This window comes from Pilimelia anulata, from assembly GCF_014647895.1.
In the GTDB taxonomy this organism is placed as follows: Bacteria; Actinomycetota; Actinomycetes; order Mycobacteriales; family Micromonosporaceae; genus Pilimelia; species Pilimelia anulata.
Window position 1 is genome coordinate 81,669 of record NZ_BMQB01000005.1, and the last position, 15,060, is coordinate 96,728.

Here is a 15,060-nt window from a genome sequence, read left to right on the forward strand (position 1 = left end):
GCGGCGCATACTGGGCGGATGGACCCGGAGGGGCCGGCCCTGCGGCCGGAGCTGGCCGCGTACGCGCGGGCGGCGTACGGCTGGCCCGCCGACACCGCGATCACGCCGGGGCCGCGCGGCGCCCTCGGCCGCATCCACCGGGTCGCGGCCGGCGGCACCCGGTACGCGCTCAAGGAGATCCTCGCCGAACCGCCGACGCCCGCCCGGCTGGCCGCCGAGCTGGCGCTCGCCCGGCGGGCCGCGGCCGCGGGCGTCCGGCTGCCGGCGAGCCACCCCGACCGGTCCGGGCGGTACCTGCTCACGGCCCCCGGCGGCGGCTGGCTGCGCCTGTACGACTGGGTGGACCTGCGGCCGCTCGACCCGGCCGACCCGGCGACCCCGCCCCTGGTCGGCGAGCTGCTCGCCCGGCTGCACCGGTGCGCGCCGCCGGCCGCGGCCGAGCCGGGCGGGTCGGCGCCGGCCGCCTGGTACCACCGCCCGCCGGACCCGGCCGACTGGGCCGCGGTGGCGGGGTCCCGGGCGGAGTGGGGCGCGCGGCTGGCCGCGGTGCTGCCGGCGGTGGCGGAGGTGGCGGCGCTGGCGACCCCGGTGCCGGCGGCGGGGCTGCTGCTGTGCCACCGGGACCTGCACCCGGAGAACGTGCTCCTGGACCCGTCGGGGACGCCGGTGGTGGTCGACTGGGACAACCTCGGCCCGGCGGCGCCCGCCCGGGAACTGGCCGGGGTGCTGTTCGACTGGTTCTGCCCCGCGGGCGGGCCGGACCTCGCGGCCATGCGGTCGGCGTACGCGGCCTATGCGGCGGCCGGCGGCCCGGGGCGGATCCGCGGGGCGGCGGACTTCTCGATGCTGGTGGCGACCCGGCTGAACTTCCTCCTCGTCCAGGCGCGGGCGTGGCTGGACCCGGCGGGCCCGGCCGGGCAGCGGGCGTGGGCGGAGCGGGAGATCGACGAGGGCCTGGCCCTGCTCCCCGGGCCGCGGCAGGTCGAGGCGGTGCTGGCCGGGGTGCGACGGTCGACCTGAGCCGGGGTACCCCGTCGGCTCGGACGGGGTACCCCGGCTCGGGTTCCGCACCTGCCCGCGCGCGGCGCGGGCCCCGCTCCGGCTCCGGTCAGGAGGGGCCCGGGGCCGGGTGGGTCGGCGTGGCGGGCGGGGAGGTGTCCGCCGGTGCCGGGGGCGCGGTGGCCGGGTCGGCCGCGGCCGGGTCGGCCGGGTCCGTGGCGGCCGCGGTGGCGGGGTCGGCCGCGGGGTCGCGGTCGGCGGTGAACTCCGTACCGGCGATCAGGTCGGAGCGGCGGCCGTCCGGGCCGACCGGGCGGTCCCCGATCAGCGTGACCCGGTGCAGGGTGCGCGGCACGTCCAGCTCGCTCAGGTCCTCCGGCGCCAGGTGCGCGGTCGCCCGGTTGTCCCAGAACGCGACGTCCCCGGCCCGCCAGCGGAACCGCACCGTGTACGCCGGCCGGCTGATCTGCCCGAACAGCAGGTCCAGCACCTGCCGGCTCTCCACCGCGGACAGGCCCACGATCCGGCTGGTGAAGCCCGGGTTGACGAACAGGGCCCGCTCCCCGGTCTCCGGGTGCACCCGGACGACGGGGTGGACCGCGACGAGCAGGTTCTTGTTGATCCGGTCGCGGTACCTGGCGTTGTCCGAGGCGTCGATCCCGGCCAGGAACCGGTGCTCGGCGCGCAGCCCGTCCACGAACGCCCGCAGCGGCTCGGACAGCCCGCGGTACGCCGCGACCAGGTTCGTCCAGGTGGTGTCGCCGCCGAACTCCGGCACCGTCTCGGCCCGCAGGATCGACGCGGCCGGCGGGTTCACCGCGGCGGTGACGTCGGTGTGCCAGCCGGAGTAGTAGCTGTACTGCCGGCGGTGCTGGTCGCGGCGGTCGATGCCGTACTGCTCCTCGTACCTGCGCGGGTCGATCGTCAGGATCTCCGGGTGCTCCCGCGGCGCCGCGTCCTCGTGCGGGTGGGCGTGGGTGAGCGCGCCGAACCGCCGGGCGAACGCGATCTGCCGCGCGTGGTCGAGGTGCTGCCCGCGGAAGAAGACCACCTTGTGCGCGAGCAGCGCGGCCCGGATGCCGGCCACGTCCTCGTCGGACAGCGGGCGGTTCAGGTCGACGCCGGAGATCTCCGCGCCGATGTGGCCGGCGACCCGCTCGACCCGCAGCCCGGCGCCGCCCGCGGCGTCGGCGATCCCGCGGGGGGCGGCCTCGGCCGGGGCCGCGGCGGCTGCGGTGGCCGCGGCGGTGTCGGCCCGGGTGGCGGCTGGTGTGGTCGGGGCGGTGTCCGCGGGGGTGGCGGGTGCGGCGGTCGTCGGGGCGGTGGCGGTGGGTTGAACGGTCGCGGTCATGGCGATGCTCCTCGGGGAGAGGGGACGAGGACACTGCGCACCCGCCGATCCACCGGCTGTGCCGGCTCGGCGGGGAATGGCGGAATGGTGCGCGGAAGCGCGCGGAATCACGAAGCGGAATGGTCGCGAGTGGCGCCCGGGATGCGTCCGTACGGACGGGTGGAGTGGCTCAGGACCGGCGGGGACACAGCGAGCTGGCGACGCGGAGCAGGTCCACGTGCCGCCGCAGTACGCGGTGCAGAGCGCCGGCCCCGACATCGTCGACCACGGGGTGATCGGTCGTTCCGGGGAGGGGAGGCATGCACCGATCATTCGCCAGTAATTCCTAGCTGTCAAGTAGAGTTTCGTGCTGATCCGAAGGGGACGCTCGCGGTCTGACGTCGGATCATTCCCGGTGCGCGGGCGGAACGGGCAGCATCGCCCGCCCGGCCGGGCAGGTCGGCCGCGGCGGCCTTTCGACGGGCGCAGCGCGGGTAGCAGGGGCCGTCGCGTCCGTCCACCGGGGGAGCCCGCCATGCCCGAATCCGTCCCGCCGCCGCCCGCCGCCGCGCCGCCCGCCCCCGGCGCCGCCGCCTCCCGGCGGGAGCTGCTCCGCGCCGCCGCGGTCGTCGGCGGCGCGTCGGCCGGCCTGCTGCCGGCGATGACCGGCCTGGTCCCGCCCGGCGCGGCCGCCGCCGCGCCGCCGCGCGCCCGGGCGGGCACCGGCCGGGACGTCATCGTGCTGGGCGCGGGCATCGCCGGCCTCACCGCGGCGTACGAGCTGGCCGAGCTGGGGTACGGCGTGCGCGTCTTCGAGGCCCAGCAGCGCCCCGGCGGCCGCAACCTCACCGCCCGCCGCGGCACGGTCGTCACCGAGACCGGGCCCGGCGGGACCGTCCGGCAGACGTGCGCGATCGACGAGGGCCTGTACCTCAACCTCGGCCCCGGCCGGCTGCCGCACCACCACCGGCGCGCGCTGCGCTACTGCGCGGAGCTGGACGTCCCGCTCGAGCCGTACGTCATGCAGACCCGGGCGAACCTGTGGCAGTCGCCGCGCGGGTTCGCCGGGCGCGCCCGGCCGCACCGGCAGGTCGACTTCGACACCCGCGGCCACGTGGCGCAACTGCTGGTCAAGGCCCTGCGCCGGGGTGCCCTGGACGACGAGCTCGACCCGCGGGAGAAGGCCCAACTCGTCGAGCTGCTCGGCGCCTTCGGCGACCTGGCGCCCGACGGCCGGTACCGCGGCTCGACCCGGGCCGGGCTGCGCCGCCCGCTGACCGTCCGCAGCACGATGGAGCCGAACGAACCGGCGCTGCTGGCCGACCTGCTGGGCGGCGGCTTCTGGCGGCACCAGTTCTTCCACGGCGACGACCACCTGTGGCAGGCGACGATGTTCCAGCCGGTCGGCGGCATGGACCGGATCGTGGACGGCTTCACCCGCCGGCTCCCCGGCCGGATCCAGTACGGCGCCGAGGCCACCCGGATCACCCTGCTGCCGGACGGCGTCGAGGTGACCGTCCGGCAGAACGGCAGCACCAGCACCCACCGCGCCGACCACTGCCTGTCGAACATCCCGCTGCCGGTGCTCGCCACCATCCCGGCGAACTTCTCGCCGGGCTTCGCCGCGGCCGTCGCGGCCTGCCGGTTCGCGCCGACCTGCAAGGTCGGCTGGCAGGCGAACCGCCGGTTCTGGGAGTCCGACGACTACCAGATCTACGGCGGCATCTCGTGGATCGACGACCCGATCGACCAGGTCTGGTACCCGTCGAACGACTACTTCACCGGCTCGGGGACGCTGACCGGCGCGTACAACCGGTACGAGAAGGCGACCGCCTTCGGCGAGCTGAGCGTGGCCGAGCGGCTGCGCGCGGCCCGGGCCGCGGCGGCCCGGCTGCACCCGGAGTTCACCGACGAGTCCGTCGTGCCGACCGACCGCGGCGTGACGATCGCCTGGCACAGGGTGCCGTACCAGGCGGGCGGCTGGGCCGACTGGCGGGACACCCCGGAGCACCGGCTGGCGTACGGCCGGCTGCTCGCCCCGGACGGCCGGTTCTTCGTCATCGGCGACCAGGTGTCGCCGCTGCCGGGGTGGCAGGAGGGGGCGATGATGTCGGCGGAGTACGTGCTGGGGCAGCTCGGCGGGCAGGAGCGGACCGCGCCCCCGACGGTCCGGCACGCCCCGGACGCCCGCGCCCTCACCGGCGGCTGAGCAGCCCGTGCCGGCGGGCCCACGCGCCGAAGGTCGCGCCGGTGCAGGGCAGCCGCATTCCGGTGTGGACGAGCGCGTCGACGAGGTTCGTGGCGCCGGCCTCGGTGAGCCGGTCGGCCGCCAGCGCCCGGCGACAAGCCAGAGCGAGCCGTGCACCTCGACGCCGTGCCGGCGGCCGACCGCGACGGCCGCGCGGTCGTCGATGATCGCGATCGCCGGCCTGGTCCCGGCGTACGCCAGCACGCTGGCCTCGCCGAGGTTGCGGTCGCCGGCGCCGACCCGGCGGGTCCACTCGACGAACGCGCGGATCTGCCCGAGTTCGTCGAGCGGCGCCACGCCGAGCCAGGTGGCGTCGAGGACCGCTGCATGGCGGGGTGCCCGGGGAGTCCGGCCCTGATCTCGGCCCGGACGACGTCCGTGGTCCAGCACTGGTCATCGGCGAGCCAGTCGCCGAGCACGTCGGGTCGGTCCGCCCGCGCGAAGTGGATCAGGCAGGTGGCGTCGAGGACGAGCACCCGTGCCCCGGCGGCCGCGCTCCGACCGGCGGAGCGGCGCCGAGCGGGCGGGGTCACGGTGCCGGGTCGAGCGTGCCGTCGTCCGGGAGGTCGTCCAGCCCGACCTCCCCGTGCAGCATCTCCGCGGCCCGGACCCGGCTGATCCGGGCGTCGTGCAGCGCCCGCAGCACGGTGGCGGCGTAACCGGGCGGTACCCGGATCGCGGCGAGGTCGGGCTGCGGCGCCCAACCGACGGCGTCCAGGAACTCCGCCCGGCTGGGCGCCGGCTGGGCCCAGCGCCGCTGGGTCGCGTCGGCGAGGCCCGTGCGCCGCGCCTGGTTCAGCGCCAGCGACCACGAGACGCGGTACGTCGCGGCGACCGCGATCAGTCCGCCGCGCGTCCGCGTGGCGTCGGCGCCCAGCGCCTCGACCGGCAGGAGCAGCTCGGCCGCGAAGGCGTCGATGATGGCCTCGCGGCGGTCCCGGGAGGCGTTCACGCCGGGGTCGCTGGAGTACTCGTCGCCGATGACGAGGTGCCCGAGTTCGTGCGCGCCGGTGGCTCGCCGCCGGCCGGGGTCGCCCGCGGCGCTCACCACGCCCACGGCGAGGTCGCCGTCCACCAGGGACGCGCCGTCGCCCGGCAGGTCGACCACGAGGACCTGCTGGCCGGCGCGCTCGCAGACCGCCATCAGCGAGTCGATGGGCCCGGTGCCGAGGTCCAGCCGCCCCCGGAGCCAGCGCGCGGCGGCGCGGGCGTCGTCCTCGGCGGCGACGGGGTGCGGGTACCGGTGGAGGGGGGCCAGCCGCCAGCCGCCCCAGGCATGCGCCTGGCGCACGTCCGCGAGCCAGTCCTGCAGCGCGCCGTCGAGCCGGTCCGTGGCCCGCCCGCTGGCGGACGCCTCGTCCACGAGCGCCGCGCCGCGCCGGGACAGCACCGGCGGGGGCGGCGTGAGGAGTCGGTGCAGGGGCACGCCGAGCGCGCGGGCGAACTTCGTCAGCTCCAGCGCGTCGATCCGGCGGCTGCCCCGCTCGATCTTCGCGATCATGGTGCGGTCCAGGTCGACCCGCTCGCCCAGCGCCTCCTGGGACAGCCCGGCGGTCCGGCGCAGGCGCCGTACCTGTTCGCCGATGTCGGGCCAGTCCCAGTCCTGCACCATGGTGCGATAATCGCACACCGGCGGCGCCGGAGTCAGCGGTCGGCGGCTGTCCGACATCCGACACCGGCCCCGGTCGAGCCGGTCGGCCTACAGCGCGGTGGCCAGGGTGAGGACGCCGGCGGCGACGAGGACGCCCGCCCACATTCGGTCCAGGTTGAACCAGGCCCGCCGCAGCACCCCCACCCCGACCACCTCGTACACCATCCACGCCAGCGCCGCCGCCACGACCAGCATCGCCGCCGTGTGCACCCCGGCCGCCGCCAGCCCCGCCAGCGCCCCGCCCGGCACCGCCGCCACCCCGTGCGCGTGCCCGGCCGGCACCGGCGTCCGGACCAGGACCGGCAGCAGCATCAGCCCGGCGCCGTGCACCGACGAGACGAGGAACGACCAGCCGACCACGTGCGTCCAGGGCAGCCGCATGCCGGCCCAGCGGAAGTGCCGTTCGGACAGCAGCCGCCACAGCCCGTACCCGACCAGCGCCACCCCGCCGACGACGGCCAGGGCCGTCCCCGCCCCGGCCGACCGCCCGGCGCCGACGAGCGTGGCGACCGCCGCGACGGCCGCGGCGTGGCCGAGGGCGATGGCCGGCAGGGTGGTCAGCAGGGCCGACCGGCGGCCCTCCTGGAGCGCCCGGGCGACCGCGAACAGCCAGCCCATCGCCGGGTTGAGCCCGTGGAACGCGCCGAGCGCCGCCAGCGTGGCGAGCTGTCCGGCGGTCACGGCAGGCCCCCGGCGCCGGCCCCTGACGTCCGCACGGCGGCCGCGGGTGGCCTCCGCGCCGCGGCAACGGGTGGCCTCCGCGCCGCGGTCACGGGTAGCAGTACGAGTCGGAGGAGGCGTCGCCGCCGAGCAGCCGGGTCTGGTGCACCCGGCGGCCGCGGAAGGCGTCGCCGTGCGGGAAGAAGCGCCGGTCGAGGGTGAAGCCGGCGTCGGTGGAGTCCAGCTTGGCCTGCCAGGCGCCGACGCCGTCGGGGTAGAACTGGTCGTCCCAGGCGCCGTACAGCGAGTTCGTCACGTACACCCGGCGGCCGTCGCGGCTGACCTCGACCATCTGCGGGCCGCCGGCCAGCGGCAGCTCGGGGCGGGCCGGGTGCGGGGCGCGCCGGTCGATGCCGCCCAGCCGGACCGAGCCGGTGAGCACGGGCGCGAACGGGTCGGTGACGTCGTACCGGCGCAGCTCCCCGGTGCCCCAGCAGGAGACGTACAGGGTCCGGTCGTCGACGGACAGGTCGATATCGGTGACCAGCGGCGGGACCGCGCCGAACGGGCGCAGCAGCTCGGGCAGCCGGTCGGCGTCGGCGGGCTCGGCCGGGATCTCGATCACCTTGGTGGCCGCGTACCGGTCGCCGTCGCGGTGCCACACCCAGACCGAGGCGGCCAGCGTCTCGACGTCGACCACGACGCCGAGGAAGCCGTACTCCTTCGTCGGGTCGTGGGCGGGGCGCAGTTCGAGGGCCATCTGGTACCGGTCGCCGAGGTCGACCTCCTGGACGTGCCTGCGGGTGCGCAGGTCCCAGAAGTGCAGCCGGTGGCCGTACTGCCGGCCGAGCAGCAGCTCGCCGACGACGCCGTCCTCGATCATCGACGGCGTGCCCCACTCGGACGTGACCAGGACGTCGCGGGTGAGGTGCCACCAGAAGTCGTACGCCAGGTACTGCGGCCCGCGGTCGGCCTCCCACGCCCCGCGCACCGCGAACGTGGTGTGGTCGAGCACCGCGATGCCGCCCGGGCCCTCGGCGCCGCCGGCGCCGCCGAGCGCGGAGACGTAGATGCCGTCGGGTCCGCAGTGCACGGTGTGCGGGCGGGAGTACCCGGCGGCGGCCAGCTCCTCGGCCGGCAGCACCTTGACCACCTCGGGCCTGCGCGGGTCGCCCTTGACGTCGAGGACGTGGATCCGGGACGAGCGCAGGCCGGGGACGATCAGGTACCGCCGCTCGACGTGCGGGTGCGGGGCGGTCGGGCACAGCGCGCTGCTGCACGCGTTCCAGCCGAAGTGGTGGATCTCGTCGCCCCGGGTGGCCAGGTCGGTCCAGCCGACGACCTCGCCGTACGCGGCGGAGTCGGGGTCGACGTCCACGACGGCGATGGCGTCGGGCCGGTCGCCGGAGCGGTCGAAGGCCGCCACGTACGCCAGGGTCTCCGGCGGGGCGGCGGCCGCGTCCCGGGGCGAGGCGTAGAAGGTCGGGTCGGGGGTCCACCTGGTCACTGCCGCCTCCTCGGGCACACGGGAACAGCTATCCTACTGATCATGTAGGAGAAGTGGAACCGCTGGTCAGCGGTACGCGTTCTCCGCCAGGTTGATGACCCACGCGCGGCGCTCGGCGATCAGCCCGTCGCGCAGGACGAACACCTCGGCCATGGACATCCGGAGCACCTCGCCGGTGTCCCGGGTGGCCGTGCCGGTCAGCTCGGCCATCACGACGTCGCCCTCCTCGACCAGCCGGACCACGGTCAGCTCCGGCGGCCCGGCGAAGCCGGGGCTCTCGATCGCCCCGTCGTACGCGGCCTTGCCGGCCAGGTGGAAGTGTCCGAACACCGTCCACTCGACGTCGTCGGTGAGGCAGGACAGGATCTGCGCGTGGTCGCCCCTGCGGAACCCGTCCAGGTACCGCTCGACGACCTGCTTGTTCCTCGACATGCCCCCACCCCACCACGCACCCCCGACACCGCGGGCCGCCTCAGCCCCGCTCGGCGAGGTCCCGGATGCCCGCCAGCGTGGCGGCGATGCTGTCGCGCAGGGACGCCCGGCGCCAGGCGACGATCTCCGCGGTGCGCTCGGGCGCGCGGTCGACGGCCGCGTGCAGCCCGGACTGCGCGCCGGTCAGCCGCATCCCCAGCCCGAGCGCCGTCCCGCCGCCCGGTGCGCCGTCGGCCGCGGCCGGGGCCAGCGTGAAGTGCCAGAGCACCCGCCGCTGCGGCACGTCGCTGCCCGGGCCGGCGTACCTGCCGTCGTACGCCAGCACCGCCCACCCGAACTCCCGCGGCGGGGCGCACGCGACGATCTCGCAGACCGTCCGCCAGTCGCCCAGCCGCGGGTGGCTGTTGTACCCCGCGAACCGCGCCCCCGGCACCGGCCCGGCCGCGCCGTCGAGCCATTCGACCCGGCGCAGCTCGGGGCTGAACCGGGTGGGCAGGGCGATGTCGCTGACCAGCGCCCACACCCGGTCGATGTCCGCGGCGACGGGCGTTTCGTCGGCCACTGCGAAGTCCGTCAGATCGGTCACGTTCTCTCCCGTGTCGCTGGACGATCCGGCCGGCTGCCAGTATGTCGGACAACGGCGACCGGCCGGCCTCCCGGAGCGCGCGAGCGCCGGGGCACCACTTGCCGGCGAATCGCTGCTTATTACTCGTAACAGACACCTGACGGGCCGTCCCCGTCCGGCCGGGCCCACCCGTCCCCGCGGCAGCGGCACCCCTCTTGACCTCGGGTGCGGGAACATGGTCTAGTCCGGACCGAGCCACCGTCACCGGCCGAGGAGGCGACCCTGACCACCGCCAACACCGACATCGACGCCCGCAGCCCGGTGCCGAAGTACTACCAGCTCCGGGAAATCCTGCTCGACCTCATCGAGCGGGAGCTGGCGGTGGACGCCCCCGTGCCGAGCGAGCGCGAGCTGGCCACCCGGTACGGGCTGTCCCGGATGACCGCCCGGCAGGCCATCGAGCACCTCGTCTCCGAGGGCCGGTTGTACCGGGTCCAGGGGCGGGGGACCTTCGTCGCCCGGCCGAAGATCGACATCCCGCTCCGGCTGACCTCGTTCACCGAGGACATGAACGCCCGCGGGATGCGGCCGGGCTCGCTGGACCTGGGTCGCCGCACCTCGCCCGCGCCCGCCGCGGTCGCCCGCGAGCTGGGGCTGGGCCCCGGCGCGGAGGTGCACGTCGTCGAGCGGCTGCGGACCGCCGACGGGGTGCCGATGGCGATCGAGCGCTCGCACCTGCCGGCCGCGCTGGCCCCGGACCTGCTGCACCGGCCGCTGGAGAACCAGTCGCTGTACCAGCTCCTCGGCAGCGCGTACGGGCTCGTCCTGGACCGGGGCGAGCAGGTGATCGGCGCCGGCGTGGCCGACGCCGGGGACGCCCAGCTCCTCGGGCTGGCCGAGGGCAGCGCGGTGCTCCAGCTCCAGCGCCGCTGCTGGGCCGGCTCGGTGGCGGTCGAGTACGCGGTGTCCACGTACCGGGCCGACCGGTACCAACTGCGGGCGTCGCTGGACATGGCGCCCGAGCGGACGTGACCGGGTCCCGGTCGGCCCTGCTCGCGCTGGCCGACCGGTGCCTGTTCCCCGGCTTCGCCGGGCGCACCCCGCCGCCCTGGGTCCGGCGCGCCGCGCCGGGGCTGGGCGGCGTCGTGCTGTACGGCCGGAACCTGCGCCGCGACGGCGACGTGGCCCGGCTGGCCGCGGAGCTGCGGGCCGACGCCGACGTGCTGGTGGCGGTGGACGAGGAGGGCGGCGACGTCACCCGGCTGCACTACCGCGGCGGCGCGACCACCCCCGGCAACCACGTGCTGGGCCGGCTGGACGACCCCGGGCTGACCGCGGCGGTGGCCGCGGCGATCGGCGCGGAGCTGGCCGCCGCGGGTGTCGGCTTCGACCTGGCGCCGGACGTGGACGTCAACGTGGACCCGCTGAACCCGGTGATCGGCGTCCGCTCGTTCGGCGCCGACCCGGACCTGGTGGCCCGGCACGGGGCCGCCTGGGTGCGCGGGCTCCAGTCGCGCGGGGTGGCGGCCTGCGCCAAGCACTTCCCCGGCCACGGCGACACCAGGGTGGACTCGCACCACGGGCTGCCGGTGGTCGGCGGCGACGCCGCGCGCTGGCGGGCGGCGCACCTGCCGCCGTTCGCCGCGGCCATCGCCGCGGGGGTGCGGGCGGTGATGACCGCCCACCTGGTGCTCCCGGCGGTCGAGCCGGGCGTGCCGGCGACGCTGAGCCGGCGGCTGCTCACCGACGTGCTGCGCGGCGAGCTGGGCTTCGCCGGGGTGGTGATCACCGACGCGCTGGACATGGGCGCGATCCGCGACGGGGTCGGCGCGCCGGCCGCGGCGGTGGCCGCGCTGGCCGCCGGGGCGGACGCGATCTGCCTGGGGCACGAAGACGCCTATCGGATGTACCGGACGGTCCGGGCGGCCATCGCCGACGCCGCTGCCGACGGCGCGCTACCGCGCGCCCGGCTCGCCGAGGCGGCCGAGCGGGTGGCGGGACTGCGCGGGCACCCGCCCGGCGACCCGGTGCCGGCGGCCTCGCCGGCGGATCTGCGGGCCGCCGCCCGGCGGGCCGTGCTGGCCCGCGGGGTGGCCCCGCTGCGGGCCGCGCCGGTGCTGGTCGAGCTGCGCGCGGGCGGCAACCTCGCGGTCGGCGACGTGCCCTGGGACCTGGCCGGGCCGCTGGCCGAGCTGGGCCTGGCCCCGGTGCGCCGGCTCGCGTACGCGGGCGTGGTCCCGCCGGACGACCGGCCCCTGGTGGTGCTCGGCCGGGACGTGCCGCGCACCCGCCCGGCCGACTGGGCGGCGCTGCGCGCGGCCCGGCCGGACGCGATCCTCGTGGACGTCGGCCTGCCCCGACCCGACGCGCTGGCGGACCCGTACGTCCTGGTGGGGGGTGCGGCGCGCCCCAATCTCCGGGCGGCCGCCGAGGTGCTCGCGGGGCGCATCACTTGACGTCGATGCCGGCCTGTGTCAGAGTCCCCGCCAGGACTGGACCGGTATGGACCACCAGGGTTGGCCAGCGGGAACGGAGGAGCACGTGGGTGTTCGTGGAGCACTGACCGCGGCGGTGGCGACAGCCACGGTGGCGGCGGGCACGCTGTCCGGCTGCGGCGGTGACGCGGGTGAGCAGAACAAGGGCCCCGGCAAGCTGACCGTCTGGCTGATGACCGGGTCCGCGCCCGCGGCGCTGATCACCGAGCTGAACAAGGAGTTCACCGACAAGCACCCCGGCGTCGCGGTGGACTTCCAGGTGCAGCAGTGGGACGGCATCCAGGACAAGCTCACCACCGCCCTGGCCAGCAACGACCCGCCGGACATCGTGGAGCTGGGCAACACCCAGGCGCCCAAGTTCGTCACCGCGGGCGCGCTGGCCGACCTGACCGCCGACAGGGAGGCCCTCGGCGGCGCCCACTGGCTCCAGGGGCTCGCGGCCACCGGCGAGAAGGGCGGCAAGACGTACGCGACGCCGTTCTACGCCGCGAACCGGATCGTCGTGTACCGCAAGGACCTGTTCAGGAAGGCCGGCATCAAGGAGACGCCGAGGTCCCTCGACGAGCTGCTCACCGCGGGCGAGAAGCTCCAGGCGGAGAACGGCGGCAAGGACTTCCAGGCGCTGTACCTGCCCGGCCAGTCCTGGTACACCCTGCTCAGCCTCGTCTGGGCCCGCGGCGGCGACGTCGCGCGGGAGTCCGGCGGCACCTGGAAGGGCACGCTGGACTCGCCCGAGGCGCAGGAGGGCTTCCGGGACTACGCCCGACTGTACGAGAAGCTCTCCAAGGGCCCGGTCGACCAGGACGAGGCCAACCCCCAGCAGGCGACGGTCTTCGCCAAGGGCAGGGTGGGCATGTTCGTCGGCCTGCCCTGGGAGATCGCCACCGCCACGGCGGCCAAGGGCGGCGACCCGAAGCTGGCGGACAAGATCGGCGCGTTCCCGATCCCCGGCCCGGACGGCAAGCCCGCCCCGGTGTTCCTCGGCGGCTCCAACCTGGCGGTCGCCGCGGGCAGCGACGCCGCCAAGGAGGCCAAGGACTGGCTGGCGCTGATCCTGTCCGAGAAGTACCAGACCAAGCTCGCCGCGGGCGGCGTCGTGCCGGCGCTGACCAACCTCGGCGACTCGGTGTTCGGCGACAACCAGGCGGCGACCGTGATGGCCGAGGCGGCCGCCACCGGCGGCCGGGTCACCCCGCCCGTGCCGGCGTGGGCCGCGGTCGAGGCCGGCACCAACCCGATCAAGGACGCACTGACGAAGGTGCTGCGCGGCACCGAAGTGACCAAGGCCAGCAAGCAGGCCAGCGACGCGATCACCGCGAAGCTGGCCGGTCGCTGAGCCGGATGGACCGGCAGCGGAGGGGGGACCGGACGATGGGTGCGACCAGGACTCCCTCCGCTGCCGCCCCACTGCTGCCGGATCGTAGCGCCGCCCGGCGCCGCCGGCCACGCAGCCGGGGCGGGCAGCCCTGGCCGTACCTGCTGGTGCTGCCGAGCCTGGTGGCGATCGGGGCGCTGTTCGGGTACCCGGTCTGGCTGCTGCTGCGGATCTCCGTCCAGCAGCTCGGGCTGGCCGAGCTGATCACCCGGCGCACGGTCTGGGTGGGCCTGGCCAACTACGCGGAGATCCTCGCCGAGCCCGGCTTCTGGACCGTCGTCGGCCGGACGCTCGCGTTCACCCTGGCCAACGTCGCGCTGACGATGATCTGCGGTACCGCGATCGGCCTGCTGCTGGTCCGGCTCGGCCGGGCGATGCGGCTGGTCGTCTCGACCAGCCTGGTGCTGGCCTGGGCCGTCCCGATCGTCACCGCGACGGTGCTCTGGCAGTGGCTGTTCGACTCGACGTACGGGGTGCTCAACCACGTGCTGACCGCGGTCACCCCGTGGGACTTCACCGGGCACGACTGGTTCGCCACCGGGCTGTCCACGTTCGGCGTGATCACCGCGATCATCGTCTGGCAGGCCACCCCGTTCGTCGCGCTGACCGTCCAGGCCGGGCTGCTGGCCGTGCCGGGCGAGCTGTACGAGGCGGCGCGGATGGACGGCGCCGGCCCGTGGCGCACGTTCCGGTCGATCACCGTGCCGATGATCCGGCCGATCCTGACCGTACTGACGTTCCTGTCCGCGATCTGGGACTTCAAGGTGTTCACCCAGGTCTGGGCGGTGCGCCAGGGCGGCCCGGACGGGCAGACGGTCACCCTGCCCGTGTACCTGTACGACCTCGGCATCGCGTCCAGCTCCTTCGGCCCGGCCGCCGCCGGCGCCGTCCTGATGGTGCTGATCCTCGCCGTCTGCCTCGTGTTCTACCTGCGCCGCATGCTACGGACGGAGTTCGATTGACCCGCCGGATCCGGTCCCGCGCCCTCGCCACGCTCGGCGGGCTCGTCGTCGCCGTCCTGTACGCGTTCCCCGTGTACTGGATGCTCAGCACGGCGATCAAGCCCAACGTGGACGCCCAGACCAACCCGCCGCAGTGGTTCCCCGCGCGCCCGACCTGGGAGAACTTCGCCACCGCGCTGGACCGGCCGTTCTTCTGGACGTACGTGCGCAACAGCCTGCTCGTCACCCTCGCCGCGGTCGGCCTGGCCCTGGTGGTCGCGCTGCTCGCCTCGGTGGCCGCGGCCCGGATGCGGTTCCGCGGGCGCAGGGCGTACCTGCTGCTGATCCTGGCGGTGCAGATGGCGCCGTTCGAGGCGCTGTTCATCCCGTACTTCCTCGCCTTCCGGCAGTTCGACCTGCTGAACAGGCTGCCGGCGCTGGTCTGCGTCTACTTCGTCTCGGTGCTGCCGTTCACCATCTGGACGCTGCGCGGGTTCGTCGCCGCGGTCCCGGCCGAGCTGGAGGAGGCGGCGCTGGTCGACGGCTGCACCCGGTTCCAGGCGTTCCGCCGGGTCGTCCTGCCGCTGCTCGGGCCCGGCCTGGTGGCCACGTCGATCTTCGGTTTCATCACCGCGTGGAACGAGTACCTGTACGCCTTCGTCTTCATGCGCGACGACCAGCACTACACGCTGCCCGTGTGGCTGGCGAGCTTCCGGACCGCGTTCGGCAACGACTGGGGGGCGACCATGGCGGCATCCGTGCTGTTCACCGTACCGGTGCTGATCTTCTTCGTGGTGGTGCAGCGGCGGATGGTCGGCGGCCTCACAGCGGGGGCGGTCAAGTGACGGCCGCGCCCG

Annotated in this window: 14 protein-coding genes and 1 pseudogene; 7 read left to right on the top strand and 8 right to left on the bottom strand. The window is 75.8% G+C overall.

Translation table 11 applies throughout. From position 1 onward, the window contains the following. Positions 1-18 precede the first annotated feature (18 nt). Positions 19-1,020, top strand: a complete 1,002-nt coding sequence (locus tag IEY94_RS12605; RefSeq protein WP_189170341.1) for a phosphotransferase enzyme family protein — start codon at positions 19-21, stop codon at positions 1,018-1,020. An 88-nt stretch (positions 1,021-1,108) separates the two neighbouring features. Here the strand turns inward: IEY94_RS12605 and IEY94_RS12610 are convergent, their stop codons facing one another. Continuing rightward, positions 1,109-2,350, bottom strand: coding sequence for a TauD/TfdA dioxygenase family protein (locus IEY94_RS12610; RefSeq protein WP_229783751.1), 1,242 nt, complete (start codon positions 2,348-2,350; stop codon positions 1,109-1,111). A 169-nt stretch (positions 2,351-2,519) separates the two neighbouring features. Next, complete coding sequence (locus IEY94_RS24300; protein ID WP_373291273.1) at positions 2,520-2,651, bottom strand: putative leader peptide; 132 nt, start codon at positions 2,649-2,651, stop codon at positions 2,520-2,522. 213 nt (positions 2,652-2,864) lie between these two features. On the opposite strand from IEY94_RS24300, the gene IEY94_RS12615 reads away from it, so the two are divergent. Continuing rightward, complete coding sequence (locus tag IEY94_RS12615; protein WP_189170342.1) at positions 2,865-4,538, top strand: flavin monoamine oxidase family protein; 1,674 nt, start codon at positions 2,865-2,867, stop codon at positions 4,536-4,538. A gap of 144 nt (positions 4,539-4,682) precedes the next feature. Here IEY94_RS12615 and IEY94_RS24510 read toward each other — a convergent pair. The 6 genes and pseudogenes from IEY94_RS24510 to IEY94_RS12640 form a co-directional block, all read right to left on the bottom strand. Then, positions 4,683-4,967, bottom strand: a pseudogene (locus tag IEY94_RS24510) (hypothetical protein); the annotation flags it as partial. A gap of 139 nt (positions 4,968-5,106) precedes the next feature. Further along, positions 5,107-6,189 (bottom strand): helix-turn-helix domain-containing protein, encoded by a 1,083-nt coding sequence (locus IEY94_RS12620; RefSeq protein ID WP_189170343.1) that lies wholly within the window; start codon positions 6,187-6,189, stop codon positions 5,107-5,109. 87 nt (positions 6,190-6,276) lie between these two features. Then, complete coding sequence (locus IEY94_RS12625; protein WP_189170344.1) at positions 6,277-6,909, bottom strand: hypothetical protein; 633 nt, start codon at positions 6,907-6,909, stop codon at positions 6,277-6,279. A gap of 88 nt (positions 6,910-6,997) precedes the next feature. Next, positions 6,998-8,395: a selenium-binding protein SBP56-related protein gene (locus tag IEY94_RS12630; RefSeq protein ID WP_189170345.1), complete on the bottom strand. Its 1,398-nt coding sequence runs from the start codon at positions 8,393-8,395 to the stop codon at positions 6,998-7,000. Between the two features lie 66 nt (positions 8,396-8,461). Continuing rightward, the gene (locus IEY94_RS12635) at positions 8,462-8,827 is read right to left on the bottom strand and encodes a nuclear transport factor 2 family protein (protein WP_189170346.1); all 366 of its coding nucleotides are present in this window, start codon (positions 8,825-8,827) and stop codon (positions 8,462-8,464) included. Positions 8,828-8,867: 40 nt separating this feature from the next. Continuing rightward, positions 8,868-9,413: an SRPBCC family protein gene (locus IEY94_RS12640; protein WP_229783753.1), complete on the bottom strand. Its 546-nt coding sequence runs from the start codon at positions 9,411-9,413 to the stop codon at positions 8,868-8,870. 204 nt (positions 9,414-9,617) lie between these two features. On the opposite strand from IEY94_RS12640, the gene IEY94_RS12645 reads away from it, so the two are divergent. The 5 genes from IEY94_RS12645 to IEY94_RS12665 all read left to right on the top strand — a co-directional run bounded on the left by IEY94_RS12645 (position 9,618) and on the right by IEY94_RS12665 (position 15,048). Continuing rightward, a complete protein-coding gene (locus IEY94_RS12645) occupies positions 9,618-10,424 on the top strand; it encodes a GntR family transcriptional regulator (RefSeq protein ID WP_229783757.1) in 807 nt (268 codons plus the stop codon). Next, a complete protein-coding gene (locus IEY94_RS12650; RefSeq protein ID WP_189170348.1) occupies positions 10,421-11,848 on the top strand; it encodes a glycoside hydrolase family 3 N-terminal domain-containing protein in 1,428 nt (475 codons plus the stop codon). Before IEY94_RS12645 ends, IEY94_RS12650 begins: the two co-directional genes overlap by 4 nt. 85 nt (positions 11,849-11,933) lie before the next feature. Further along, positions 11,934-13,223, top strand: coding sequence for a sugar ABC transporter substrate-binding protein (locus IEY94_RS12655; RefSeq protein WP_229783759.1), 1,290 nt, complete (start codon positions 11,934-11,936; stop codon positions 13,221-13,223). Between the two features lie 35 nt (positions 13,224-13,258). After that, complete coding sequence (locus IEY94_RS12660; RefSeq protein ID WP_189170350.1) at positions 13,259-14,224, top strand: carbohydrate ABC transporter permease; 966 nt, start codon at positions 13,259-13,261, stop codon at positions 14,222-14,224. Then, complete coding sequence (locus IEY94_RS12665; RefSeq protein ID WP_229783761.1) at positions 14,221-15,048, top strand: carbohydrate ABC transporter permease; 828 nt, start codon at positions 14,221-14,223, stop codon at positions 15,046-15,048. Before IEY94_RS12660 ends, IEY94_RS12665 begins: the two co-directional genes overlap by 4 nt. Positions 15,049-15,060 lie beyond the last annotated feature (12 nt).